This is a genomic window from Gordonia sp. CNJ-863, assembly GCF_001942325.1.
Taxonomy (GTDB): domain Bacteria; phylum Actinomycetota; class Actinomycetes; order Mycobacteriales; family Mycobacteriaceae; genus Gordonia; species Gordonia alkanivorans.
Genome location: NZ_MKKG01000011.1, coordinates 295,990 through 320,214 on the forward strand (window position 1 = coordinate 295,990; position 24,225 = coordinate 320,214).

Consider the following 24,225-nt stretch of genomic DNA (forward strand, 5'->3'; position numbering starts at 1 on the left):
CCGCGCCTGAAGCAGCGAGGCGGGGATACGCAGCTGTTCGCCTTCTTCTGTGACGAAAGATGCTCCAGTGCAACGTGTTATGTCTGGTCGCGGGTCGCCGATCGGTCTCGGTTGACGCTTGTCGGTGGGTGGTCCTACTCTCTGATCATCGAAACAATGTTCGAATGATCGGCGGACGAGATCACCCTCTCGGATCATTCCCACGGCGGTTCGAGAACCAGATGGCGCAGCACCTTCCCGGCTCGCTCGAGAACCACCACGCGACTGGAGAGTGTCATGGATGTGTCGTCCCGTACGGATGAGTTGGCCGGCCTCCGCCGACGCATGGCGGCGATGTCGGGACGTCCCGACCGGCATGCAGTGGAGACGCGCGATCCGGCCACCGGCGTGCTGCCGATTCCGGAGCCGCTGTCAGAGATACTGCCGCACAACGGGATTCCTCGCGGAACGGTCGCCCGGTTCGACGGTGCCAACTCGTTGCTGATCGCGATGATCGCGTCGGCCACCCGTGCGGGTGGCCAGGTCGGGATCGTCGGGATGCCCCGGCTGAGCCTGTTGTCGGCGGTGGAGATGGGTGCGGACCTCTCGCGCATCGCCACCATTCCCGATCCCGGCCTCGATCCGGTGGAGGTCGCCGCGGTCCTGCTCGACGGCATGGACCTGGTGGTGCTCGGCCGTGTGGGGCCGGGTACGGCGGATGCGGTCGCCCCGTCGCGTGCACGCGTGGTGATGGGACGCGTCCGCAAGCAGTCGTCGGTCCTGCTGGTCGCCGGTGGTACCTGGCCGGGTGCGCAGCTGACCATCGAGGCGCGAGTGCTCACCTACCGGCACAGTCCGCTGCTGTCCGGCGCCACCGACCTGGACTCCGCACGCAGCGGATACGGCCGCATCGGCGGAATGAGACTGCAGGTCACGGCATCAGGACGCGGCAGACAGACCCAGAGCACCGAGGTCGACCTCCTGGCACGAGGTCAGGGTGCCGACCGCTCGGTGGAGATGGTCTCGACGACGAGCACTCGTCCGGTCCTCGCGGTCGCGAACTGATGACACGGCAGGAACTCACCAGGCGGACTCTCGCGCTCTGGTGCCCGGACTGGCCGGCGATGGCGGCGGCCGCCGAGGCCGACCTGCCGCCGCTGCATCCGGTGGCGGTGCTGTCGGCGAACCGGGTGGTCGCCTGCTCGTCGACCGCCCGGGCCGTCGGCGTCCGGCGCGGCATGCGCAAACGCCAGGCGCAGGCGCTGTGCCCGGAGATGACCGTCGTCGCGGCCGACGAGGTCCGCGACGGCCGGCTGTTCGATCCGGTGGTGGCCGCGGTGGCCGACGTGATCCCGACCCTCGAGGTGCTCCGGCCGGGTCTGCTGGTGATCCCCGGTGATCGGGCGGCTCGCTACTTCGGCGGCATGGAGGCGCTCGCCGAGGAGCTCGTCGACGTCGTGTCGGCCTGCGGCATCGAATCGCAGGTCGGCATCGCCGACGAGATCTTCACCGCGGTCCTGGCCGCGCGGCGCGGCCACCAGGTGGAGCCGGGTGGGGACCGGGCCTATCTCGCCGGCCGGCCCATCGCCGATCTCGCCCTCGAACCGAGCATGAGCGACCCGTCGCGTGTCGAGCTGGTGGATCTGTTGCGGCGTCTGGGGATAGGCACCATCGGCGCATTCGCCGAGATGGACATCGCCGACGTGGCGACCCGCTTCGCCCGGGACGCGGTGCTCGCGCACCGTCTGGCCAACGCGTTGCCGGGCCGCGTGCCGTCGGGCCGCCACCTGCCGGCCGAACTCGATGTCGACCACACCTGCGATCCGCCAGTCGACCGCATCGATGCCGCGGCGTTCATCGGCCGCACCCTCGCCGAGAAGCTCCACCAACGACTGCGCGACGCCGCCGTTGCTTGCACCCGACTCACCATCGAGGCGACCACCGAACGCGGACAACAGCATTCGAGGACGTGGAATTGTGCGCAGCCGCTGACCCCGGAGACCACCGCGGACCGTATCCGATGGCAGTTGGAGGGCTGGCTGACCGGTGGCCGGCGAGGGAACAGCCGGGCGAGAGGGCAGGTCAAGGACACCCGCCCCGACTCGCCGATCGTGCGCCTGCGGCTGGAGCCGGTGGAGGTCGTCGAGGCCGGTGCCCTGCACTACCAGCTCACGGAAACGCTCGCGGGTGGCTCGGCGGTCGACCCCGACGTCGAAGAACGCGCTCGACGTTCCCTGGTCCGCATCCAGGGGTTGCTGGGCGGCGATGCCGTGCGCATCCCGGTGCTCAGCGGTGGCCGCGGACCAGCCGAACGGATCACGATGGTGTCCCTCGGCGACGAACGGACACCGCGTCGCGACCCGTCCGCGCCGTGGCCCGGGCACCTGCCGCAACCCACCCCGACGGTTCTGGTGGAGACGGCGATCAGCGTGCTCGACGCCCTCGGTCAACCCGTGCGGGTGACCGACCGGGGAGCGTTCACCGCCGAACCGGTGACCGTCCGGCTGTCGGAGACGACGGGTGGCGGAAAAGGCCGGAAGACGAGCTGGGGGTTGTGCTGGTGGGCCGGTCCGTGGCCGGTCGGAATGGACCGCGCATCCGCGGCGGGAACCGAACTGATCGCGCGGGCTCAGGTGCTGCTCGACGACTCACGCGCCCTGCTGCTCTGTTACCGCGGCGGTGAGTGGATCGTCGAAGGGGTCTACGAGTGAGGGCCTCAGTTGTTGCGGCCCCGCGCGATCACCGGCCAACGGGTGTCCGAGCCGTCGATCGCCACCAGCTCGTCGACGAGGTTGACCGCGTTGCACACGTGATTCGGCACCACGCGAACAAAACTCCCGATACCGGGGATGCGCTCGTCGGACGACCCGGCCGGGAACTCCACCACCGCATGATGTTCCGACAGCATCACGATGCGGGCGTCGTGATGATCGAGGAGCCGGCCGTACCCGGTCGCCCAGGCGGCGCGGTCGGCACCGAGGATCTTGCTGCCCGCGTCGAGGACGACCCGGTGGTTGTCACGGCGCACCACCGTCGCGACCGCGGTCAACGAGACCTCGTCGAAGCCGCACGAGCCGATCTCCACCTGCTGTGCGTCGTTGAACGGGTACACGCCGGGCCGGATCTCGGTCAGGACGTTCGCCTGCTCGGCGTCGAGCAGGCCGACCGTCGGGGTCGAGCCACCACTGCGTACCCGCGGTTCGATTCCGTTGGCGCGCAATCCGTCTGCCGCCGTCGCCAGTGCGGCCAGCTCCTGGGTGGCCGCGTCGCGTCGGGTGTCGCCGAGGCCGTAGGAGTGGCCGGGGAAGGTGAACACGCCGATCACGTCGAGTCCCTCCGCGACACCCGCCGCGCCGACCGAACCGGCCAGTTCGGGGGTGACGCCGGTGCGGTGCTGGCCGGAGTCGACCTCGACGAGCACCTGCAACCGGGCCGGACCCACCGCGGAGGCGAGATGCCGTGCGCCGGCGAGCGAATCGATCCCCAATCGCAGGGTGACCCGCTCGGCGAGGGCGCGGAGTCGAGCTGCCTGGCCAGCGGTCGGCCACAACGGGTACGCGATGAAGATGTCGGTGCACCCGGTGACATCCGCGGCATCGGCGAATGCCTCGGCCTCGCCGATGGTCGCCACGGTCAGGCCGACCGCGCCGTGCTCGATCTGCAGGCGGGCGATCTCGGCGCATTTGTGGGTCTTGGCGTGCGGTCGCACGTCGACCCCGAAACTCCGGGCTGCTCCGGCAAGACTGGCGAGGTTGCGATCCAGGCGGTCGACGTCGACCTCGAGGTACGGGGTGTCGATCACGCGTCGCGACCACCGGAACGGCGGGCACGCCCCATCGCGGCCGCCGACTCACCGAACAGCAGGTACTCCTGATGCAGGATGCGGGTGGTCAGGTCGGGGATGAAGCGGTGCCCGATCTCGGCGATCGTCCCGACGACCGAGCTGACCCGTTTGGGCCGGTCGACGATCGCGTGCAGGACGCGGGCCGCGGCCTTGTCCACGTCCCAGGTGCCGGGCTGGTTGTCGTAGGCCTCGGTGGGCGAGATCATGCGCGTCTTCACCAGCGGCAGACGCACATTGGAGAACGTGACGTGATCGGAGACGGTCTCGGTGCCGGTGACGTCGCTGAACGCCTCCAGCGCCGCCTTCGACGCCGCGTAGGCGCCGAAGCGTGGTCCGCGGGACTGCACCGCGATCGAGGTCACGTTGACCACATGTCCCGACCGCCGGGCCACCATGTGCGGCAGGAGTCCGAGGACGAGGTTGACCGCGCCGAAGTAGTTGACCGCCATGACCCGGTGGTAGTCGTGCGAGCGCTGTACAGAGTTCACGGTGGCGCGCCGGATGGACCGGCCGGCGTTGTTGACCAGCACGTCGACGTGACCGTGCTCGGCGAGCACCGACTTGACCAGCGCGTTGACCGACTCCTCGTCGGTGATGTCGCACTGGTAGGCCGCCGCCCGGCCCGGCGGGATGCCCTTCTTGCTGGTCGTCGAATTCAATTCGTCTGCGGCGGAATCGAGTTCCTCGGCAGACCGGGCCACGATCATCACGCTGGCGCCGCGGGCGACACACATCCGGGCGGTGGCCTTACCGATACCGCTCGACCCGCCGGTGATGAGGATGTTCTTGCCCACCAGCGGACCCCGGGGGTCACGGCGACGGTTGCGGGAGCGGTCGAGGTGGGCAGACCAGTACTGCCACAGGCCGGGTGCGTACTCGGTGAAGTCGGGGACGCTGATCCCGTGCTCGTGGAGGGCGGCGAGGGTGGCGTCGGAGGAGAAGTCCACCGGCAACGACACCGCGTCGAGTACCGCCGACGGGATACCTTGTTGGGCGGCAAGGAGATTGCGGCCGACGCGGGCCGGTCCCATCGCCGACAGAGCGAGCGCGGGCTCGACCACCGAGTGCGGGATGACGTCGAAACCGCGGGGCGCGCCGAAGGCCGGGGCGAGGGCGTTGTACATCTCGGTGGTGGTCAGCGAACGCCGGTCGCCGAGATGGAACACCAGTCCGCTGCGTTCGGGGTCGACGGCTATGAGCGCGACCATCGCGGCGGCGACGAAGTCGACGGGCACCATGTTGAGAGTGCCGAGATCGGGCATCGGCAACCGCAGCCTCGACGGCAGGTGGCCGAGCGTGGCGAGGTGACCGAAGAAGTAGTAGGGGCCGTCGATCTTGTCCATCTCGCCGGTTCGCGAGTCGCCGACCACGATCGAGGGTCGATACACCCGCCACCGCAGGCCCTCGCGTTCGCGGACGACCCGCTCCGCCTCGAACTTGGTCCGGTGATATGCCGTCGGAAAACCTTGGCCGACTTCGAAATCGGCCTCGGTGAACCGACCGCGGTGATCGCCGGCGACGGCGACCGAGGACACGTGGTGGAACAGTGCGTCGTGGGCGATGGCGAAGTCGGCGGCGCGCGAGGTGCCGATGACGTTGGCCGCACGCTGTGACTCGGCGTCGGCGGCCATGTCGTAGATCGCGGCGAGGTGGACCACATGGTCGAACTCCGGCAGGTCATGCGCGTCGAGGCCGAGGCCCGGGCTGGTCAGGTCCCCGACGACCGGGGTCACCCGACCGGTGGCGCCGAGCTCGTCGAGCAGGGCGTCGAAGGCCGATCGTGAGGATTCGCGAACCAGGGCGTGGATGGTGGCGACGGGGTCGACGGTCAGAAGTCGATCGATGACGCGTCGGCCGATGAATCCGCTGCCTCCGGTGATGAAGTAGCTGGTCATGTAGGGATCCCATCATGTGAGCGGGCGAGTCGCCCGCTGGATGTCCTCGTCCCCCCGATGGGAGCTGGAATCTATCTGGTACCGAGGGTTGCACTTACCTCGGCCGGGCGCAATGATCCTTGCGGAATCAAAGGGTTCCGAATGTTGTGTCGAACTTATGTTCGATAGACTGTTCGGGTGGGTTGGGATCAGGGACCACCGACGTGGTCGGAGATGGAGCGGGTGCTCTCCGGTCGGGCGCCCGGCGGCGGTCGTCCGGGCACCGCCTTCGGTCCCGACGCCAGCGACCACGCGATGTTCCCGGGAGACGGCGGCGACAGTCCGGCCTGGTCGCGCAAACGCGGCGCCTACCAGGCGGAGGACATCGCGCGCGGCTCGTCGTCGGTGGCCTATGCCGAACTCCACGCCCACAGCTCGTACAGCTTCCTGGACGGCGCGTCGATGCCGGAGGAGTTGGTCGAGGAGGCGGAACGCCTCGGACTCCAGGCGCTGGCCGTCACCGATCACGACGGCTTCTACGGCATCGTCCGGTTCGCCGAGGCGGCCCGCGAGTTCAGGATGCCGACGGTCTTCGGTGCCGAGCTGTCGCTGGAACCCGACATCGCCCGGACCGGCCTCAACGATCCGCCGGGAGAACACCTGCTGGTCCTCGCCCGCGACGGCGAGGGCTATCGGCGACTGTCGCGGACCATTGCCGAGGCGCACATGGTGGCGGGCGAGAAGGGGTTGCTGCGCTACGACCGCGACGCCCTGGCCGGTGCGGGCGGCGGACACTGGCTGGTCCTCACCGGCTGCCGGAAAGGTGCGGTCCGGCGTGCGCTGGACCGCGGCGGCGTCCCGGCCGCGGAGATCGCGCTGCGGGAGATGATCGAGACCTACGGCCACGGCAACGTCGTCCTCGAACTCACCGCCCAGGGCATGCCCGACGACGACGAACGCAACGGTGTGCTCGCCGGTCTCGCCGCCCGCGTCGGGGTGCCGACGGTTGCGACCACCGGTGCGCACTTCGCCGCACCCCGACGCCGCCGGCTGGCGATGGCGATGGCGGCGGTCCGGGCACGCACCGACATCGAGACCATCGCCGGTTGGATGCCAGGCGTCGCCGGCGCGCACCTGCGCAGCGGCGACGAGATGGCCCGCCTGATGCCCGCGCACCTCGACGCGATCGACAACGCGGTCGGCATCGCCGCCGACTGCGCCTTCGAGCTCGGTCTGATCGCACCGGAGTTGCCGCCGTTCGACGTGCCGGAGGGATACACCGAGGCCAGCTGGTTGCGCGAACTCACCATGACCCGCGCCCGACGCCGATACGGCACACCGGTCGAACATCCGCAGGCCTACCGGCAGATCGAACACGAACTCGCCATCATCGAAACCCTCACGTTCCCCGGCTACTTCCTCGTCGTCGCCGACATCGTCGACTACTGCAAGGCCAACGACATCCTGTGTCAGGGCCGGGGGAGCGCCGCCAACTCGGCGGTCTGTTACGCCCTGGGGATCACCAACGTCGACCCGGTCGCCAACAAGCTGCTGTTCGAGCGGTTCCTCGCGCCCGAGCGCGACGGGCCACCCGACATCGACATCGACATCGAGTCCGACCGTCGTGAGGAGGCCATCCAGTACGTCTACCGCCGGTACGGCCGGGATCGCAGCGCGCAGGTGGCCAACGTCATCACCTATCGCGGCCGCTCGGCGATCCGGGACATGGCGCGGGCGCTCGGATACGCGCCCGGGCAGCAGGACGCCTGGGCCAAGTCCCCGGACACCGCACCTTCCGACGTGACCGATCTGGCCGGCGAGATCCTCGGCATGCCGCGCCATCTGGGCATCCACTCCGGGGGGATGGTGATCTGCGACCGGCCCATCGCCGACGTCTGCCCCACGGAGTGGGCACGGATGGAGAACCGGAGCGTGCTGCAGTGGGACAAGGACGACTGCGCGGCCATCGGGCTGGTCAAGTTCGACATGCTCGGCCTCGGGATGCTCTCCGCGCTGCATTATGCGATCGATCTGGTGGCCGAGCACAAGGGCATCGAGGTCGATCTCGCCACACTCGATCTCGCCGAACCGGCGGTCTACGAGATGTTGTGCCGCGCCGATTCGGTGGGCGTGTTCCAGGTGGAGTCCCGCGCCCAGATGGCGACCCTGCCGCGGCTGAAACCGCGTTGCTTCTACGACCTGGTCGTCGAGGTGGCGCTGATCCGCCCCGGCCCCATCCAAGGCGGTTCGGTGCATCCCTTCATCAAGCGGCGCAACGGGGAGGAGCCGGTCACCGTCGAACACCCGTCGATGCACAAAGCCCTCGAGCGGACGCTGGGCGTGCCGCTGTTCCAGGAGCAGCTGATGCAACTGGCCGTCGACGTCGCGGGCTTCGACGCCTCCGAAGCCGACCAGCTGCGTCGGGCGATGGGCTCCAAACGTTCGCCGGAGAAGATGGAACGACTGCGCAGACGCTTCTACGCCGGGATGGAGAAGCTCCACGGCATCACCGGCGAGACCGCCGACCGCATCTTCGAGAAGATGGCCGCCTTCGCCAACTTCGGCTTCCCGGAGAGTCATTCGCAGAGTTTCGCGTCGCTGGTCTTCTACTCGTCGTGGTTCAAGCTGCATCACCCGGCGGCGTTCTGCGCGGCGCTGCTGCGGGCACAACCGATGGGTTTCTACTCGCCGCAGACCCTGGTCGCCGACGCCCGACGGCACGGGGTGGCGGTCCATCGTCCCGACATCAACGCCTCCCTCGCGCACGCGACGCTGGAGAACGAGGGCCTCGACGTGCGGTTGGGGCTCGACGAGGTGCGCGGGGTCGGGGAGGAGGTGGCCCAGCGGATCGTCGACCGGCGCGCCGACGGCCCGTACACCGACATCACCGACGTCTCCCGCCGGGCCGCGTTGAGCGCCAAGGAACTCGAGGGTCTCGCCGGGGCCGGGGCCTTCGACGGTTTCGGTCTCAGCAGGCGACAGGCGCTCTGGGAGGCCGGGGCGGCCGCGACCGTTCGTGACGACCAGCTGGAACTGCGATCGGCGGGTGCCACGCCGACGCTGCCCGGCCTGTCCGACATCGAGCTGGCGGCCACCGACGCCTGGGCCACCGGTATCACCCCGAAGTCGTATCCGACGCAGTTCCTGCGCCCTCGGCTCGACGCGATGGGGGTGGTGGCCGCGGACCGGTTGCTGTCGGTGCCCGACGGCGCGCGCGTACTGATCGGCGGCGCGGTGACCCACCGCCAACGACCTGCGACGGCCTCCGGCGTGACCTTCATCAACCTCGAGGACGAGACCGGAATGGTCAACGTGGTGTGTTCCGTCGGCCTCTGGGCGCGGTACCGTGTATTGGCACAGACCGCACCGGCATTGCTGGTGCGCGGTCGGGTACAGAATGCCGAAGGCGCCGTGACCGTCGTCGCAGATCGTTTGCAGCGCATGGATCTTCGGGTGGGAACCAGATCCAGAGACTGGCAGTAGCCCGTGAGGGCCTGCCGGAGTGACAAACTACGAATCGGGGACATCGATGTCGCAGCAGGTCGTGGTGACCGTCAAGCCGAAGAGCAGCAAGGGGCCGCTGGTGGAAGCCGGCCCCGACGGAACCCTCACCATCTACGTTCGCGAACCCGCCACCGAGGGTCGTGCCAACAAGGCGGTCGCCGAACTGCTCGCCTCACATCTCGGCGTACCCAAGAGCAAGGTCGCGCTCATCGGCGGGGCCACCGCCCGCACCAAGCGGTACCGCGTCGACTAAACGGCGCCGGCGAAACCGTTCTGCCGCCATGCCTCGTAGACGACGATGCTCGCCGCGTTGGCGAGGTTGTGTGATCGACGGCCGGCGAGCATCGGGATGCGCACCCGGTCGGTGACCTCGGGTTCGGCGAGAACCTCGTCGGGCAGACCCGTGGGTTCCGGACCGAACAACAGCACATCGCCGGGCCGGTAGTCGACATCGGTGTGATAGCGCTCTGCGTGTGCGGTGAACGCGAACACCCGCTCGGGCTTCAGCGTGGTCCACGCCGTCACCAGGTTGGGATGCACGGTTACATTGGCCATTTCGTGATAGTCCAGCCCCGCCCGCTTGACCTGGGCGTCGGACATCGAGAACCCCAACGGTTCGATGAGGTGCAGTTCGCACCCGGTGTTGGCGGCCAGCCGGATCGCGTTTCCGGTGTTCGGCGGGATGCAGGGTTGATAGAACATGATCCGGAACATGATGTGCCCAGCGTAGTCGCACGGCTCGGCGTCGATGACGGCGCCGCTACAGGTCGGAGCCCGTGTTTGCCCCGCACAGCACGATGCACAGCGTCGAATCCGGTTCCGGCCGAACCGCTCCGGTGGTCACCGCGGCGACGGCGGCAGCGGTGCCGTGTTCGACGAGGATGCGGTGCGAGTCCCACAGCATCCGCCGCGCGGCGATGAGCTGGTCGTCGGTCACCAGCACGCTGTCGACGCCGGGGTGCTGCGCGGCGGTCTCCCAGCAGATGTCACCGACGCGGGTGGCGCCGAGGGAGTCGGCGGCGACGCTCTCGAGTTCGACCGGGACCGGCGACCCCGCTGCCCGCGCCTGGTGAAGACATGACGCCCCGAGGGGTTCGGCACCCACGAGACGGTCGCCCGGACGCAGGGTCGCCGCGAGGCCCGCGATGAGGCCACCGCCACCGACACAGACCACGGTGGTGAGCGGACCGGGGATGTCCTCGGTCACCTCGAGGCCGATCGTGCCCGCACCCGCGACGATGTCGGGCAGGTCGTAGGCATGCAGCGGGAGCGCGCCGGTGGTGGCGGCGAGTTCGACGGCGGCGTCGGCGGCGTCCTGATAGCGCAGCCCGACGAGGTGCACCTGCGCACCCAGGGTTCGCAACGTCTGGACCTTGACCTCGGGCGCGGTTTCCGGGATCACGACGGTGCACGGCACGCCGGCGATCCGTGCGGCCCAGGCGGCGCCGATCGCGGCGTTGCCTCCCGATGCGACGAGAACCCCGGCGTCGGTCAGTGTTCCCTCCGCGCGTGCGTGCAGCGTCGCCCACAGGCTGCCCCGCACCTTGAAACAGCCGCCGAGCTGGAGGTATTCGAGTTTGAAGACGACGTCCCGGGGGCCGTCGACGGACTCGATGGCGGTGCGCAGCGTCGGTGTCCGCCGCACGAGCGGGGAGATGGTTGCCGCAGCGAGGTCGACGTCGGCCCGTGTTGCTCTCACGGCACAGACAGTAGTGGCTCACAGCAGAGTCGCCGTGGATGGAAGAATGTCGGGCGTGACCGCGATACGACTGGACGGCAAGACCACGCGCGACGAGATCTTCGCAGATCTCACCGAACGGGTGAACACACTGCGCGAGGAGGGCATCACCCCCGGTCTGGGCACCGTGCTCGTGGGCGACGACCCGGGCTCGCAGTCCTATGTGAAAGGCAAGCACTCGGACTGCGCCCGCATCGGGGTGGCCTCCATCCGCAAGGACCTCCCGGCCGACACGACCACCGAGCAGCTCAACGCCGCGATCGACGAACTCAACGCCGACCCGGCCTGCACCGGATACATCGTGCAGCTGCCGCTGCCCAAGCACCTCGACGAGAACGCGGCGCTCGAGCGGATCGACCCGCTCAAGGACGCCGACGGACTCCACCCCATCAACCTCGGGCGACTCGTACTCGGCAAGGAGTCGACGCTGCCGTGTACACCGCGCGGCGTCATCCACCTCCTTCGTCGTTATGACGTCCCGATCGCCGGTGCCCGCGTCACCGTCGTGGGTCGCGGTGTCACCATCGGCCGGCCTATCGGTCTGCTGCTGACGCGCCGCAGCGAGAACGCCACGGTCACCCTCTGCCACACCGGCACCGCGGATCTCCGGTCGGAGGTCGAGCGCGCCGACATCGTCGTCGCGGCCGCCGGCGTGCCGCATCTGATCACCAAGGACATGGTGAAGCCGGGTGCCGCGGTCATCGACGTGGGCGTCAGCCGGACCGACGAGGGCCTGGTCGGCGACGTCCATCCCGACGTGTGGGAGGTCGCCGGACACGTCTCGCCGAACCCCGGCGGCGTCGGACCGCTGACGCGCGCGTTCCTGCTCGTCAACGTCGTCGAACGGGCCGAGCAGCAGCTCGCCGCCCAGCAGGCCGCTGCCGGCGCCGTCGCCGGGGTTGAGGGCGGCGGCACGGCGTGAGCCCGGACGAGCCGCGCGTCGGTCCCACCGGAGCGGATCTGCCCTCGTCGGATCCGAATCGGTTGCGGCCGCCGGCCTCGGGTGACGGACATCACGATGCCGAGCCCGGGCCCGAGCCGGTGCGGGGGGTGCGTGCGGTTCTCGTTCAGATCCCGTACCTGCTGGTCATGCTGGGTGTCCTGGCGGCTGCCCTGCTCGTGATGTTCGACCGATGGCGACGCGGATCCTTCGTGTTCGGTGCGGCGCTTCTCGTCGGAGCGCTGCTCCGTGCGTTCATCCCGTCGTCTCAGGCGGGATTGCTGCAGGTCAGAGGGAAATTGTTCGACGTATCGGTGATGGCGACGGTCGGCGGTGTGATGCTCTGGCTCGCCACATCGATCGACTCTCTGGGCACGGATTGATTACAATAGAGACCTGAGCGTGACCTTCAGAACGAGTGGTCGCGCCTGACCAGGCAACTCTCTGCCGAGCAGCACCGAGTACGACGCTGGGGCAGACGCACCGACCGCTGGAGTACGTATCACCGCAACACCGACCGATGACCATGTGAACGAAGCGACGTCGATGGGCGTGTCGGCAGGCGCCGGCATGATCCACTACGTCCTGCTGACGCGTGACGATCTCGGCCGCAGCGTGGTGGATTCCCGCGTCATCGACGTCGACCCGACCGACGGTCTCGACGGTGCGGGCCGCGTCAACGCCGGCATCGACGTCATGCTCGGCGCCGCCCGCGAGGCGGGCGCCCGGGTGGGTCCGATCGGAGTGGCTGCCCGGACCGCCGCTCAACGACGCCACCTGCGATCGCGGGGGAGCGGCCCCCGTCGCCAGATCCGGTTGGTCGGCGAGGACGAGGCCGTGGTCGCCTACCTCGCCGACACCGGCGAGATCGATCGATTCTCCACCGCCGTCGTCGTCGACTGCGGCGACACCGGCATGTCGATCTACACCGTCGATCCGCGCAGTCGCCGGATCACGGGGGTCGAACGCTCGACGGTCCTCAGCGGACGTCGTCTCGACCGTGCCATCGCCGCGAACCTCACCGCCGACAATCCGTCGCTCGGGGACGCTGCGCGCAGCCGCGCCGGGCGCAGCGAGTTGCTCAGCGCCTGCCGGACGGCGAAAGAAGAGATCTCCTACGGACATTCGGGGTCCGGCGGTCCCTCGGTGGCACTCCCGGGCGGTGCCGGGCGGGTCGCGCTGACCGAATCCCATGTGGCAGACGCGGTGGCGCCGATGGTCCGCGAGGCGCGCGAGGTGTTCGACCGATACGTCGCCGAAGCGTCCGCCCGCGGAGTCGACCCCGATGCGGTGGTCTTCGTCGGCGGTCTCGCCAATCTCCCTGCGGTCCGCGACCTGGCCCGCGGCCACGACTTCGACACGGTCTGCCCGTCGACCCCGGAACTGGTCGCGGCGACTGGTGCGGCTCTCCTGGCCGGCGAAACCTATTCGGGCACAACCCGGCTCGCCTTCATCGGCGGACAACGGCAGCGCGAGTGGCTGTCGGCCACACCGCTCGCGGTTGCGGGCGCGATCATCGCCGCGGCCTGATCACCGTCTATGCGGTCAGCTCGTCGTTCGCCGAACGTCAGATCACCGAGCCGTCGTCGACGGTGAGTAGCGTCCCCGCCGCCGCCACGACGAGCGAGCAGAGCTCCGAGCCGGCGCCGACGACCACCTCGGCCCCGGTGACGCAGATCCCGGACCAGCCGGTCGAGCAGACCTACGAGCAGCCCACCCAACCGCTGCAACCGGTTGAGCCGCCGGCGTGGAACCAGCAGCCGGGCTGGGCCACCACCGAATTGCCGCCGACCGCGCCGTCGACCGGGACGAGCACACGCACGTTGTCGCCGTTCCCGTGGCCGACGCTGCCGTTCGCGCCGGGCTCGACACCCCCGATCCCGCCGACGCTGTTGCCCAAGGAGATCCGGCCGCGGAACACCACGCCGGCTCCGCCGCCGCTGACGCCGACACCGAACAGATCGGTACCCAATCGGTCGTCGGGGTCATCGCCTCGCGAAGAGACGCCGGAATCCGGAGCCGTGCGGACGGCACCACCGGCGTCGTCGAGCACCCCGGTACCAGTCCCGCGCTGAGCGCAGACGGCCGGTTTCAGACCGGGGAGGATCCCGAAAAGTCAGGCGTCGCGGCGAGCGAGCTCGACCGTGCGCTTGAGCAGGTCGCTGATGGCGTCGAATTCGGTGAGGAAGCCGTCGTGTCCGGTGTCGGAGCGCACGACCTGCAAACCGCCGACACAGTTGCCCAGTTCTTCGGCGAGCTCGGCCTGTAACCGCAACGGATACAGGCGATCCGAGTCGATTCCGCCGACGATGACCGGGACCTTGCACTCGTTGAGCGCCTTCTGCACGCCGCCGCGGTTGCGGCCGACGTCGTGATGGTTGAGGACCTCGGTGAGCACCACGTAGCTGCCTGGATCGAAGCGCTGCATCAGCTTCGACGCCTGGTGCTCGAGGTAGCTCTGGACGGCGTACCGGCCGCCGAGCAGCGGCTGCTCGTCGCCCTGCGGTTCGTTGGCGAAGCGCTCGTCGAGTTCGGGCTCGCTGCGGTACGACAGATGCGCGATCTGACGGGCGATGCCCATCCCGGTCAGCGGCGTCTGGCCGGTTCCGTGGTAGTTGCCGCCGTGCCAGGCCGGGTCGGACTTGATGGCGGCGATCTGAGTGGTCTGGATGCCGATCTGGTCGGCGGTGGCGCGGGCACCGACGGCCAGCACCAGTGCGCTGCGAACGCGCTCCGGGTATTCGATGGCCCATTCGAGTGCGCGGGCCCCGCCCATCGATCCGCCGAGAACGGCTCCGACGCTGCGGATTCCGAGGCGGTCGAGGAGCGCGACCTCGGCGCGGACCTGGTCGAGCACGGTGATCTGCGGGAAGCGTGATCCCCAGGGCCGACCGTCGGAGGCGAGAGACCCGGGACCGGTCGATCCCTTGCACCCACCGAGCACGTTGGCCGAGATGACGCACCACTCGTCGGTGTCGATGGCCTGGCCCGGGCCGATGAGGCCGTCCCACCAGCCGGGTGTCTCGTGCTCGGCGTCGGCGGGACCGGTGACATGGGAGTCGCCGGTGAGTGCGTGCAGGGTGAGGATGACGTTGTCGCGGGACGGCGACAACGTCCCCCAGCGCTGGAACGCCAGGGTGACGTTGTCGATCCGTTCACCGCTGTCGAGAGGCAGCGAGCCGATGCTCATGCCGACGAGCTTCCCGTCCGGGACCGATTCCCAGTCGGGCTGATCAGACGCTTGCGCGTTCAGGTCGATACTCACCGACAAAACTGCCTCACCTGTCCTATTTGGCGGCTGCGAAGCCCTGTTCGAGATCCGCCAGGATGTCGTCGATTCCCTCGATGCCCACGGCCAGGCGCACCAGGCCCGGGGTGACACCCGCGGCGAGCTGCTCCTCGGGGGTCAGCTGGCTGTGGGTGGTCGAGGCCGGATGGATGACCAGCGAACGGACGTCGCCGATGTTCGCCACATGGCTGTGCAGGCTCAGGGCGTCGACGAACTTCTTGCCCGCGTCCACACCGCCGTTGATCTCGAAGGCGATGATCGCACCCTGGCCCTTGGGGGCGAGTTCCTGGCCGCGCTGGTACCACGGCGAGGACTCGAGGCCGGCGTAGGCGACGGACTCGACCTGCGCGTGACCCTCGAGGAACTTCGCGACCTTCTGCGCGTTGGCGACGTGGCGCTCGATGCGCAAGCTCAGGGTCTCGAGGCCCTGGGCGAGCAGGAAGGCGTTGAACGGTGCGATGGCGGCACCGGTGTCGCGCAGCCACTGGACGCGGGCCTTGAGCGCGAAGGCCGGGGCGCCGAGGTCGGCGAACACCGCACCGTGGTAGCTCGGGTCCGGGGTGGTGAAGCCGGGGAACAGGTCTTCACCGTCACGCTGGACGCGCCAGTCGAAGGTGCCGCCGTCGACGATCACGCCGCCGATCGCGGTGCCGTGTCCGCCGATGTACTTGGTGGCCGAGTGGACGACGACGTCGGCGCCGTGGGCCAGCGGGTTGATCAGGTACGGGGTGGCGACGGTGTTGTCGATGATCAGCGGCAGGCCGTTGCGGTGTGCGACCTCGGAGATGCCCTTGATGTCGAGGATCTCGTTGTTGGGGTTGGAGATCGACTCGCCGTACAGCGCTCGGGTGTTGTCCTTGATGGCCGCCTGCCACGACGCGGGATCCTCGGGATCCTCGACGAAGCTCACCTCGATGCCCAGCTTCGGCAGGGTGTAGTGGAAGAGGTTGTAGGTGCCGCCGTACAGACGCGGGCTCGACACCACGTGACCGCTGGTTTCGACGATGTTCAGGATCGAGTAGGTCTCGGCAGCCTGACCCGACGACACGAGCAGGGCCGCGACGCCACCCTCCAGGGCCGCGATCCGCTGCTCGACCGCGTCCTGGGTCGGGTTCATGATGCGGGTGTAGATGTTGCCCGGCTCCGCGAGACCGAAGAGGTTCGCCGCGTGCTGCGTGTCGTTGAAGACGTAGGAGGTGGTCTGGTAGATCGGCAGCGCCCGGGCGTTCGTGGTTGCGTCGGCGGCCTGGCCTACGTGGATCTGCTTGGTCTCGAAGCTCCACGTGTCGGCTGGATTGGTGCCTTCGTTGGCATCAGACATGACTGTTGATCACTTTCTACGGTCGGCAGGGCCAAACTCGACCCTGTTGGGGTCCGACCTTCGGACCCGCGCTTGCCGGGGCTTCGCTTCCGCGATCCCACAACCCGGTCATCACCCGGAGCACCCCACCGCGGTTGGAGGGTTGCCGATCAGCAAGCCGGGGCTTGTCGCTGATACTCATGACCTGGCGACAAGGATATAACACGGATGTGAGTGCCAGAGAACCCTCCCGGTCACGCCGAATCGAACTCCTCATCAGCGTTCCGAAACGTGTACTGAGCGTGTCCTCCGAGCGGTTGAAATCGGTAGATGTTCAGCGTGAATCGCCAGTACAAGATCATTAGCAGTTCTCAGCGTCCTGTCAGGTTCGCTTCGATGCCCTAACGTTCGGGTCAATCCCGGCGGAGGACGCCTCTTCATCCCTGAAGCGTGTCCGGGTGTGGTGAGGAGTGGGCCTCATGAAGGCAATGAAGCATCTCAGGTCGCGTCGGACGTCGTTTCTGATCGCAACCGCGACCGGCGTGGCGGTGGCCGCATCTTTCGGCTTGGTCGGCGGTGTCCCGGAAGCGAAAGCGGACTCGTGTGGCGCGGGTGCGGTCGTCATCGTGGGCGGCACCAACGACCCGGAGGGGCAGCACCTCGTCGGCGTCAAACAGCGCTACACCGGGCTCGGACCCGACAACAGCCCCGACCCGAACTCCCCGTACGCCGGCGAGGGCGCCTACAAGGTCATCTACGCCGACTATCCGACGACCCTGTGGCCCCTGGGAGCGACGGGTTATGACTCGAGTGTCGCGCAGGGGACCGCGGCAACCAAGTCGGCGATTGCCGGTTATCAGTCACAGTGTCAGGGCAAGCCCGTCGTCGTGGCGGGCTATTCGCAGGGCGCCCGCGTCGCCGGCGACGTGCTGTCCGAGATCGGGAACGGCACGGTCGGCGAGGTCGCCGCGATCGACGAGAACGGCGAGCCGATCCTCGACGACGAGGGCAACCCGGTCATGGTGACCATCGACCCGGACGTCATCAGCGGCGAGCTGTACTCCGATCCGCGGCGCGCCGGCGACAAGACCGGGCGAGGTATCGAGCTGTCGCTGATCGGTGTGATCCCCGGTCTGACGATGTCGGGCCCGCGCGGCGCAAACGGTGCGGACGCGGGATTCGGGACGGTCTCCGATCGTGTGGTCTCGGTGTGCATCGACGGCGACCCCATCTGCGACCTGCCGGACCCGCTGTACGACCCCATCGGTGCCATCGACGGCATCCTCGGATACCAGACGAAGCACTTCCTCTACCCGTACGCGATGTATCGCGACCCCGCGTCGCAGTGGGCGACGCGGCCGGTCTCGTGCAGCGGCGCGGGGACCGCGACCGGGACGGTCTGCATGGTGGGGGCGAAGTCCGCTTTCGCCGAGTTGGTCCAGGGCTGGGCGAACGACCTCGGGTACACCGGCGAGATCGGCGACTTCCTGTCCGGTCGTCCGACGATCGGCCTCCCGTTGGGCATCACCTTGGCCAACCTGCAGCCCGTCGTCCGTCTGGTCCAGGGATTCCTGCCCCCGCTGCCGCAACTCGGTTACGGCGCCTACCTGCCCGACCTCTTCGTGTTCGAGGACATCCTGCAGGGCATCGTCAGTCTGTCCCCGGCACGACTCATGCGTGGTGTGAATGCTCTCGCCGCGAGTGTGCGCAGCATCGTGCTGCTGCCGGTGAACTTCGTGCGGTACTGGGCGGGCGCGATCGTCGGACCGTCGATCACCTCGCAGCCGAACACCCTTGCACTGCCGGCCGACGATGACTCCTCGGCATCGGTGGCGCTGGCCCGGTTCGTCGCCACGGTCGACGACGATCCCGAGACCACGGCTCCAGAAGTCGAGGCGTCGGGCAGCGGTAGCGGTTCGCCCGCGGTCACCGAGGTGGCCGACGGTCAGTCGATCGGCGACCCGTCTGCGGGCACGGACACCTCGGCGCCGGTCACCGACCACGACAACACCCCGGCCGGTGGTGGAGACGGGACCGACTCGTCGACCGGAGGCACCGACCCGGGCGTCACGCGGTCGGAGACCGACTCGTCGGCCGGGCCGTCGTCGGATGACGGCGCCTCGGGTGCGGGTGGTCCTGACAGCGACACCGACGATTCCGGCAGCACCGACTCCGGGGCCCCGGATTCGGGTGGTTCGGATTCGAGCGGTTCCGACAGCGGCTCGGGCTCCGGGGGCTCGGATTCGAGCGCTTCCGGCCGCGGCGACAGCAGTAGCGGAGGTTCAAAGTCGGACTCCGGTGGCAGTGGCTCGGATTCCAGCAGCTCCGACGGCAGCGGTGGCGGTTCGGACAGTTCTTCCGGCGGTGATTCCGGCTCGGAGTAGGCGCTGTACAACGACTGGTCGTTCGCTGTGTGAACGAACTCACCGGCCGTCGGGGAATGGTGGTGTCGGAGGGCCGGTTGGCATGAGGCGTGCCTGAAGCCCCCACGACGACCACCGGTGCACCGGACGACCTCGCCATCGACGTGCTCGACGACGCGACGTCGGACGTCGCAGAGCGCCCCTCCTCGGGGATCTCGAGCAGAGCCCGCAGGCTGACCATCCTCGCGCTCGCCCTCGGCGGTTTCGGTATCGGAACCACCGAGTTCGTCGCGATGGGTCTGCTACCGAACATCGCCGGTTCCCTCGGCGTCTCCGAGCCCACCGCCGGTCACGTCATCTCGGCCTACGCACTCGGCGTGGTGGTGGGCGCTCCGCTGATCGCGGCGCTCACCGCGCGGATGTCGCGGCGGGTGCTCCTGATCGCCCTGATGGTGGCGTTCACGATCGGCAACCTCGCCACGGTCCTGGCGCCGTCGTACGGACTCCTTCTCGTGGCGCGGTTCGTCGCCGGTCTTCCGCACGGTGCGTACTTCGGCGTCGCGGCACTGGTCGCCGCGCACCTCGCCGGTCCGCGTCATCGCGCCAAGGCGGTCGGGCAGGTGATGCTCGGTCTCTCGGTCGCGAACGTCGTCGGCGTACCGGCGGCGGCCTGGCTGGGGGAGACGTTCGGGTGGCGCACCGCGTTCGCGATCGTCGTCGCCATCGGCATCGCGACCGTCGTGTCACTGGTCCGTGTGCTCCCGAGCCTGTCCGGCATGACGATCACCGACCCGCTGACCGAACTCGGCGCGCTTCGGCGATCTCAGGTGTGGTTCACGCTGGTGATCGGTGTCGTCGGCTTCGGCGGGATGTTCGCCTTCTACACGTACCTGAACTCGGCTCTCACCTCGGTGACGGGGCTGCCGGTCTCGATCGTGCCGATCGCCCTGATGCTGTACGGCCTGGGCATGGTGACCGGCAACTTCGTCGGCGGCTGGGCGGCCGACCGCAACGTCTCGACCGCGATCCTCGCCGGATTGTCCACCAGTGCGGTGGCGCTCGCCGCCTTCGCCGTACTCGCCGAGAATGCGTGGGCGGCACTGATACTCACGTACCTCGTCGCGCTGACCGGAACGACGATGATCCCCGCGCTACAGACACGTCTGATGGACGTCGCAGCCGACGCCCAGACGTTGGCCGCCGCCCTCAATCACTCGGCGCTCAACATCGCCAATGCCGCGGGCGCGTTCCTCGGAGGCGTGGTCGTCGGTGCCGGATGGGGATTCTTGTCACCGGCGGTGATCGGCGCGGTCCTCGCTGTCGGCGGCATCGCGGTCGCTGTCGTCGCGTTCATGACGGCGCGTCGCCGCCCGGTCCCCGCCTGAGCGCGGAACGTCAGCCGTTGGTCGGCGGCGTCGCCATCGTCTTCGACAGGTAGAGCGGTTCGCCGATCTTGTTGATCAGCTCGAGCTGGGTTTCGAGGTAGTCGATGTGCTCTTCCTCCTCGGCGAGGATCTTCTCGAGGAGGTTCGCGCTGGTGATGTCGCCCTTCTCGCGGCACATCGCGACGCCCGGGCGCAGTCGTTCGACGACCTCGACCTCGATCGCCATGTCCGACTCGAACTGTTCGCGGATGGACTGACCGATGCGCAGCGGCAGCAGACGCTGGTAGTTGGGCAGCGCGTCGAGGAAGAGGATGCGGTCGGTGAGGATCTCGGCGTGCGTCATCTCCTCGATGGACTCGGCGCGCGTCTTGGCCGCGATCTCCGTGAGACCCCAGCTCTCCTGCATCTTCGCGTGGAGGAAGTACTGGTTGATCGCGGTGAGCTCGCTCGTGAGCTGCTCGTTGAGCAGTGCAATGACCTCGTCGTCGCCACGCATATGACAGCCTCCCGTTAGCCGGACAATCGTAGTGATGAAGCTAACACGGCAAAACGCCCCGCGCGCGTACTCGGGCGAGGTTGTTGCTGGAGTTGTCTGAAGTCAGGTCATGCAGCGCTCGTCGAGGTGGCCAGCCTTTCGCTCAGGATGCTGTCGAGTTTCTCCAGGCAGGTTCCGCAGCCCTCGCCCGCGCCGCAGCGGTCGCTGATGTCGTCGATGGTGTAGGCACCGGCATCGCAGTGCTCGTGGACCTCGTCGACGGTGACAGCGCGGCAAATACAAACGAACATCTTCGGACCTAACGTAGTGCCTGGATTAGGTAATGCTTACATATCTCTCCCGGGATGCACAAGGGTTGCCTTACCTCTTTTTCGTCTCAATCCGAGACGTCGGGAACCGTCCGCGAAGAAGGCTTGCGGGCGTTGGTCTGTCGGACCGCATCCGTAGGATGTGGCCCCGTGCCACTCTCCATCTCCACGGTCAACGTCAACGGAATCCGCGCGGCGGTCAAACATCGTTCCGAGACCAACCGCGGCTTCCTGCCCTGGTTGGAGGACTCGTCGCTCGACGTCGTGCTGCTGCAGGAGGTGCGGGCGAGCGAGGACCTCGCCCGGGACGCCCTGGCTCCTGCGCTCGACGCCGGCTGGCATCTCACGATGAGCGAGTCCTCGGTCAAGGGACATGCCGGTGTCGGCGTGCTGACCCGTACCGAGCCGGCCGCCGTCCGCTTCGGCTTCGGCAGTGCGGAATTCGACGACCTCGGCCGCTACCTCGAGGTCGACCTCGACTCCGACCTCGGGCCGGTGACCGCGGCCAGTCTGTACCTGCCGAAGGGTGCGGCGCTCACCGATGCCGAGAAGGACGTCGTCAAGTACGAGGAGAAGATGAGGTTCCTCGACGAGTTCGGCGCGCACCTCGGCCGGCTCGTCCGCCGTCGCCGCCACGTCGTCGTCGGCGGCGACTGGAACATCGCCCACGCCGAGGAGGACATCAAGAACTGGAAGGGCAACCTCAAGAGCCCGGGCTTCCTGCCGCACGAGCGCGCGTGGGTGGGTGGCCTCCTCGAAGCCGGGTGGCACGACGTCACCCGCGAGCTCTATCCCGGCGAGAGCGGTCCATATTCATGGTGGTCGTGGCGCGGCAAGGCGTTCGACAACGACTCCGGATGGCGGATCGACTACCAACTCACCAACCGTTCGCTCGCCGAGCGTGCGGTGAAGGCGACAGTGGATCGGGCAGCCGCCTACGACCTGCGCTGGTCGGATCACGCGCCGGTCACCGTCGTCTACGAGTGATGCGGGCACCGGCGGAAAAGGGCTTTGCGGGTCTGCGAAAATGGACCGATGAGTTCTGACGTCTCCGCATCCGGCGCCGCCCGCCCCCGCGTACTGTCGGGAATCCAGCCCACCAGCGATTCCTTCCACCTCGGCAATTACCTGGGTGCGGTTCGCCAGTGGGTGGCCCTGCAGGACGACTTCGAGGCCTTCTACTTCATCCCCGACATGCACGCGATCACGGCGTCGTTCGATCCGAAGACCCTTGCCGAGCGCACGCGACTGTCGGTAGCTCAGCTGCTGGCCGTCGGCGTCGACCCCGAGCGCTCCACGATCTACGTCCAGTCGCACATCCCGGAGATCGCCGAGCTGACGTGGGTGCTGTCGTGCATCACCGGTTTCGGTGAGGCGAGCCGGATGACGCAGTTCAAGGACAAGTCGGCCAAGCAGGGCGTCGACGCCGCGGGCGTCGGGCTGTTCACCTATCCGATCCTGATGGCCGCGGACATCCTCGCGTTCCAGGTGGATCAGGTTCCGGTGGGTGAGGACCAGCGTCAGCACCTCGAACTCACCCGCGATCTCGCGCAGCGCTTCAACTCTCGGTTCGGCAAGGTTCTCAAGGTCCCGCAGGCGTACATCGTCAAGGAGTTCGCCAAGATCTACGACCTCCAGAACCCGACCGCGAAGATGAGCAAGTCGGCCGAGACCGACAAGGGCCTCATCAATCTGCTCGACGAGCCGAAGAGGTCCGCCAAGAAGATTCGTTCCGCGGTGACCGACACCGAGACCGAGATCCGCTTCGACCCGGAGAACAAGCCCGGTGTCAGCAACCTGCTGACCATCCAGTCGGCGTTGAGCGGCACCCCGGTGGACGTCCTCGTCGACAAGTACCAGGGCAAGGGATACGGCGATCTGAAGGTCGAGACCGCCGACGTCCTCGCCGAGTTCGTCACGCCGCTACGCGGCCGCGTCACCGAGTACATGAACGACCCCGCCCAGCTCGACGTGATCCTCGCGCGTGGCGCGGAGCGCGCCCGGGCGGTGGCCTCGGCGACCCTGGAGTCGGTCTATGACAAGGTGGGTTTCCTGTCACCGAGGCGCTGACACGGTCTGCGAGAGTCCGGCGCCCTCGGCGACCCGACGAGGAGGCGTGCGGTGAGTTCGGTGGTCGATTCGGGGAAGTCGCTCGTCACCCGGGCGAAGTCGATCTACGAGGACCGGCGCGAACGCTGGACGTGGCTCGACCATCTTCTCCGGACGGTCGATCGCTACAACGACCGTCGCGGCAACCTGTATGCCGCGAGCATCAGCTTCAACGGCATCCTCGCGCTCGTCCCGATCATCATGGTCGCGTTCGCGGTGGCCGGCTTCGTGCTGGCCCGGCAGCCCGAGTTGTTGCAGAGCATCCAGGACGCCGTCGTCGAGAAGATGCCGGGGCAGCTCGGCGACCAGGTATCCGACATCATCACCTCGGCCATCGACTCCCGCACCACGGTGGGTGTGGTCGGTCTGCTCGGTGCCGCGTTCACCGGCATCGGCTGGATCTCCGGTGTACGCACCGGCATGACCGAGATGTGGGGCGGCCGGGTGCAACGCAACGCGGTGATGTCGAAGGTCTGGGACCTGGTGACCTTCGCCGGACTCGGTGTCGCGTTCGCAGTGACGATGGCCCTTACCGCCCTGGGAAATTCGGGTCTCACGCGGACCGTGCTCGGATGGGTCGGCCTCGACGATGCGTCGTGGGCGCCGGTCCTCGTCCGACTGGTGTCCATCGCGGTTTCGATCCTTGCCACCTGGGCGTTGTTCACATTCATCATGGCGCGGCTTCCCTTGGTGCAGTTGCCATTCCGCAACACCCTGAAAGCTGGTCTGATCACCGCGGTCGCTTTCGAGATCGTCAAGACGGTCGGCGGGCTCTACCTCCAGTCGGTGTTGAGCAGCCCCGCCGGAGTGGCCTTCGGCCCGATCCTCGGTGTCATGGTGTTCGCCTACCTCGCGTCACGCATCGTGCTCTACGCCGCCGCCTGGTGTGCGACCGACCCGGCGAACGCCGGGTTCCAGGTCGAGGAGGACCCGGACGCGGAACTGCGTCGGCCTGTGGTCATCTCACCGACCGTCGAGGTCAATCCGACGCCACGGCCCGCGGCACTCGCAGCCGCCGCGGGCGTTGGTGCGGGGATCAGCGTGCTGATCGGATGGTTGTCGAGTCGAGCGCGCTGAGTGGGAACGGATCTGATCC

General features: G+C 68.2%; 19 protein-coding genes, 1 pseudogene and 1 riboswitch. Of the genes and pseudogenes, 12 read left to right on the top strand and 8 right to left on the bottom strand.

All coding sequences use genetic code 11. From position 1 onward, the window contains the following. The first annotated feature begins 276 nt into the window (after window positions 1-276). Both BJF87_RS07260 and BJF87_RS07265 read left to right on the top strand, forming a co-directional pair. The gene (locus tag BJF87_RS07260; protein ID WP_035750570.1) at window positions 277-1,044 is read left to right on the top strand and encodes a hypothetical protein; all 768 of its coding nucleotides are present in this window, start codon (window positions 277-279) and stop codon (window positions 1,042-1,044) included. Beyond that, window positions 1,044-2,690, top strand: a complete 1,647-nt coding sequence (locus tag BJF87_RS07265) for a DNA polymerase Y family protein (protein ID WP_006360739.1) — start codon at window positions 1,044-1,046, stop codon at window positions 2,688-2,690. Before BJF87_RS07260 ends, BJF87_RS07265 begins: the two co-directional genes overlap by 1 nt. A 5-nt stretch (window positions 2,691-2,695) precedes the next feature. Here BJF87_RS07265 and BJF87_RS07270 read toward each other — a convergent pair whose 3' ends face one another. Together BJF87_RS07270 and BJF87_RS07275 are read right to left on the bottom strand one after the other, a co-directional pair. Next, complete coding sequence (locus BJF87_RS07270) at window positions 2,696-3,781, bottom strand: alanine racemase (RefSeq protein ID WP_075862863.1); 1,086 nt, start codon at window positions 3,779-3,781, stop codon at window positions 2,696-2,698. Then, window positions 3,778-5,718 carry an SDR family oxidoreductase gene (locus BJF87_RS07275; protein ID WP_075862864.1) on the bottom strand — a complete coding sequence of 647 codons (1,941 nt, stop codon included), beginning with the start codon at window positions 5,716-5,718 and terminating at the stop codon, window positions 3,778-3,780. Before BJF87_RS07275 ends, BJF87_RS07270 begins: the two co-directional genes overlap by 4 nt. Before the next feature lie 177 nt (window positions 5,719-5,895). On the opposite strand from BJF87_RS07275, the gene BJF87_RS07280 reads away from it, so the two are divergent. Further along, entirely contained in the window at window positions 5,896-9,180 is a 3,285-nt protein-coding gene (locus tag BJF87_RS07280) for an error-prone DNA polymerase (protein ID WP_075862865.1), read from the top strand. Window positions 9,181-9,226: 46 nt separating this feature from the next. Further along, on the top strand, window positions 9,227-9,454 hold the full coding sequence (locus tag BJF87_RS07285; RefSeq protein ID WP_006359165.1) for a DUF167 domain-containing protein: 228 nt from the start codon (window positions 9,227-9,229) through the stop codon (window positions 9,452-9,454). On the opposite strand, the gene BJF87_RS07290 is transcribed toward BJF87_RS07285, so the two are convergent. Continuing rightward, window positions 9,451-9,915, bottom strand: a complete 465-nt coding sequence (locus BJF87_RS07290) for a tRNA (cytidine(34)-2'-O)-methyltransferase (RefSeq protein WP_006359166.1) — start codon at window positions 9,913-9,915, stop codon at window positions 9,451-9,453. The two genes, BJF87_RS07285 and BJF87_RS07290, sit on opposite strands and share 4 nt — an antisense overlap. A 46-nt stretch (window positions 9,916-9,961) precedes the next feature. Beyond that, window positions 9,962-10,900, bottom strand: a complete 939-nt coding sequence (locus BJF87_RS07295) for a serine/threonine dehydratase (RefSeq protein WP_035750580.1) — start codon at window positions 10,898-10,900, stop codon at window positions 9,962-9,964. 55 nt (window positions 10,901-10,955) lie between these two features. On the opposite strand from BJF87_RS07295, the gene BJF87_RS07300 reads away from it, so the two are divergent. From BJF87_RS07300 to BJF87_RS07310, 3 genes and pseudogenes are all read left to right on the top strand, one after another. Next, the gene (locus tag BJF87_RS07300; RefSeq protein WP_187346476.1) at window positions 10,956-11,861 is read left to right on the top strand and encodes a bifunctional methylenetetrahydrofolate dehydrogenase/methenyltetrahydrofolate cyclohydrolase; all 906 of its coding nucleotides are present in this window, start codon (window positions 10,956-10,958) and stop codon (window positions 11,859-11,861) included. Between the two features lie 167 nt (window positions 11,862-12,028). After that, complete coding sequence (locus BJF87_RS07305; RefSeq protein WP_210735478.1) at window positions 12,029-12,262, top strand: DUF3017 domain-containing protein; 234 nt, start codon at window positions 12,029-12,031, stop codon at window positions 12,260-12,262. A 163-nt stretch (window positions 12,263-12,425) separates the two neighbouring features. Continuing rightward, window positions 12,426-13,954, top strand: a pseudogene (locus BJF87_RS07310) (Hsp70 family protein). A 41-nt stretch (window positions 13,955-13,995) separates the two neighbouring features. Here BJF87_RS07310 and BJF87_RS07315 read toward each other — a convergent pair. Further along, window positions 13,996-15,150: a homoserine O-acetyltransferase gene (locus BJF87_RS07315; RefSeq protein ID WP_006359171.1), complete on the bottom strand. Its 1,155-nt coding sequence runs from the start codon at window positions 15,148-15,150 to the stop codon at window positions 13,996-13,998. A 16-nt stretch (window positions 15,151-15,166) separates the two neighbouring features. Continuing rightward, a complete protein-coding gene (locus tag BJF87_RS07320) occupies window positions 15,167-16,489 on the bottom strand; it encodes a bifunctional o-acetylhomoserine/o-acetylserine sulfhydrylase (protein ID WP_042376715.1) in 1,323 nt (440 codons plus the stop codon). Window positions 16,490-16,552: 63 nt separating this feature from the next. After that, window positions 16,553-16,674, bottom strand: a riboswitch (SAM riboswitch). A gap of 273 nt (window positions 16,675-16,947) precedes the next feature. Here BJF87_RS07320 and BJF87_RS07325 point away from each other — a divergent pair. Then, a complete protein-coding gene (locus BJF87_RS07325) occupies window positions 16,948-18,852 on the top strand; it encodes a cutinase family protein (RefSeq protein ID WP_075862895.1) in 1,905 nt (634 codons plus the stop codon). 89 nt (window positions 18,853-18,941) lie between these two features. Further along, window positions 18,942-20,216: an MFS transporter gene (locus BJF87_RS07330; protein WP_042376719.1), complete on the top strand. Its 1,275-nt coding sequence runs from the start codon at window positions 18,942-18,944 to the stop codon at window positions 20,214-20,216. Window positions 20,217-20,226: 10 nt separating this feature from the next. Here the strand turns inward: BJF87_RS07330 and bfr are convergent, their stop codons facing one another. Both bfr and BJF87_RS07340 read right to left on the bottom strand, forming a co-directional pair. Further along, a complete protein-coding gene (gene bfr, locus BJF87_RS07335; RefSeq protein ID WP_035750583.1) occupies window positions 20,227-20,712 on the bottom strand; it encodes a bacterioferritin in 486 nt (161 codons plus the stop codon). A gap of 107 nt (window positions 20,713-20,819) precedes the next feature. Then, complete coding sequence (locus BJF87_RS07340; RefSeq protein WP_006359176.1) at window positions 20,820-21,002, bottom strand: bacterioferritin-associated ferredoxin; 183 nt, start codon at window positions 21,000-21,002, stop codon at window positions 20,820-20,822. Window positions 21,003-21,170: 168 nt separating this feature from the next. Here BJF87_RS07340 and BJF87_RS07345 point away from each other — a divergent pair, with 168 nt between their 5' ends. Genes BJF87_RS07345 through BJF87_RS07355 form a run of 3 tightly spaced genes read left to right on the top strand, consistent with a single transcriptional unit; the run spans window position 21,171 to window position 24,206 of the window. Next, on the top strand, window positions 21,171-22,007 hold the full coding sequence (locus BJF87_RS07345) for an exodeoxyribonuclease III (protein WP_042376721.1): 837 nt from the start codon (window positions 21,171-21,173) through the stop codon (window positions 22,005-22,007). A 48-nt stretch (window positions 22,008-22,055) separates the two neighbouring features. After that, window positions 22,056-23,090: a tryptophan--tRNA ligase gene (trpS, locus tag BJF87_RS07350; protein WP_042376723.1), complete on the top strand. Its 1,035-nt coding sequence runs from the start codon at window positions 22,056-22,058 to the stop codon at window positions 23,088-23,090. 51 nt (window positions 23,091-23,141) lie between these two features. Further along, window positions 23,142-24,206 (top strand): YhjD/YihY/BrkB family envelope integrity protein, encoded by a 1,065-nt coding sequence (locus BJF87_RS07355; protein ID WP_042376725.1) that lies wholly within the window; start codon window positions 23,142-23,144, stop codon window positions 24,204-24,206. The last annotated feature ends 19 nt before the right edge of the window (window positions 24,207-24,225 follow it).

Excerpts from the sequence above, each read along its gene's own strand:
- BJF87_RS07260 (WP_035750570.1), top strand. The coding sequence starts at position 277 with ATGGATGTGTCGTCCCGTACGGATGAGTTGGCCGGCCTCCGCCGACGC.
- BJF87_RS07265 (WP_006360739.1), top strand. The coding sequence starts at position 1,044 with ATGACACGGCAGGAACTCACCAGGCGGACTCTCGCGCTCTGGTGCCCG.
- BJF87_RS07275 (WP_075862864.1), bottom strand. The coding sequence starts at position 5,718 with ATGACCAGCTACTTCATCACCGGAGGCAGCGGATTCATCGGCCGACGC.
- BJF87_RS07285 (WP_006359165.1), top strand. The coding sequence starts at position 9,227 with ATGTCGCAGCAGGTCGTGGTGACCGTCAAGCCGAAGAGCAGCAAGGGG.
- BJF87_RS07290 (WP_006359166.1), bottom strand. The coding sequence starts at position 9,915 with ATGTTCCGGATCATGTTCTATCAACCCTGCATCCCGCCGAACACCGGA.
- BJF87_RS07305 (WP_210735478.1), top strand. The coding sequence starts at position 12,029 with ATGCTGGGTGTCCTGGCGGCTGCCCTGCTCGTGATGTTCGACCGATGG.
- BJF87_RS07320 (WP_042376715.1), bottom strand. The coding sequence starts at position 16,489 with ATGTCTGATGCCAACGAAGGCACCAATCCAGCCGACACGTGGAGCTTC.
- BJF87_RS07325 (WP_075862895.1), top strand. The coding sequence starts at position 16,948 with ATGAAGGCAATGAAGCATCTCAGGTCGCGTCGGACGTCGTTTCTGATC.
- bfr (WP_035750583.1), bottom strand. The coding sequence starts at position 20,712 with ATGCGTGGCGACGACGAGGTCATTGCACTGCTCAACGAGCAGCTCACG.
- BJF87_RS07340 (WP_006359176.1), bottom strand. The coding sequence starts at position 21,002 with ATGTTCGTTTGTATTTGCCGCGCTGTCACCGTCGACGAGGTCCACGAG.
- trpS (WP_042376723.1), top strand. The coding sequence starts at position 22,056 with ATGAGTTCTGACGTCTCCGCATCCGGCGCCGCCCGCCCCCGCGTACTG.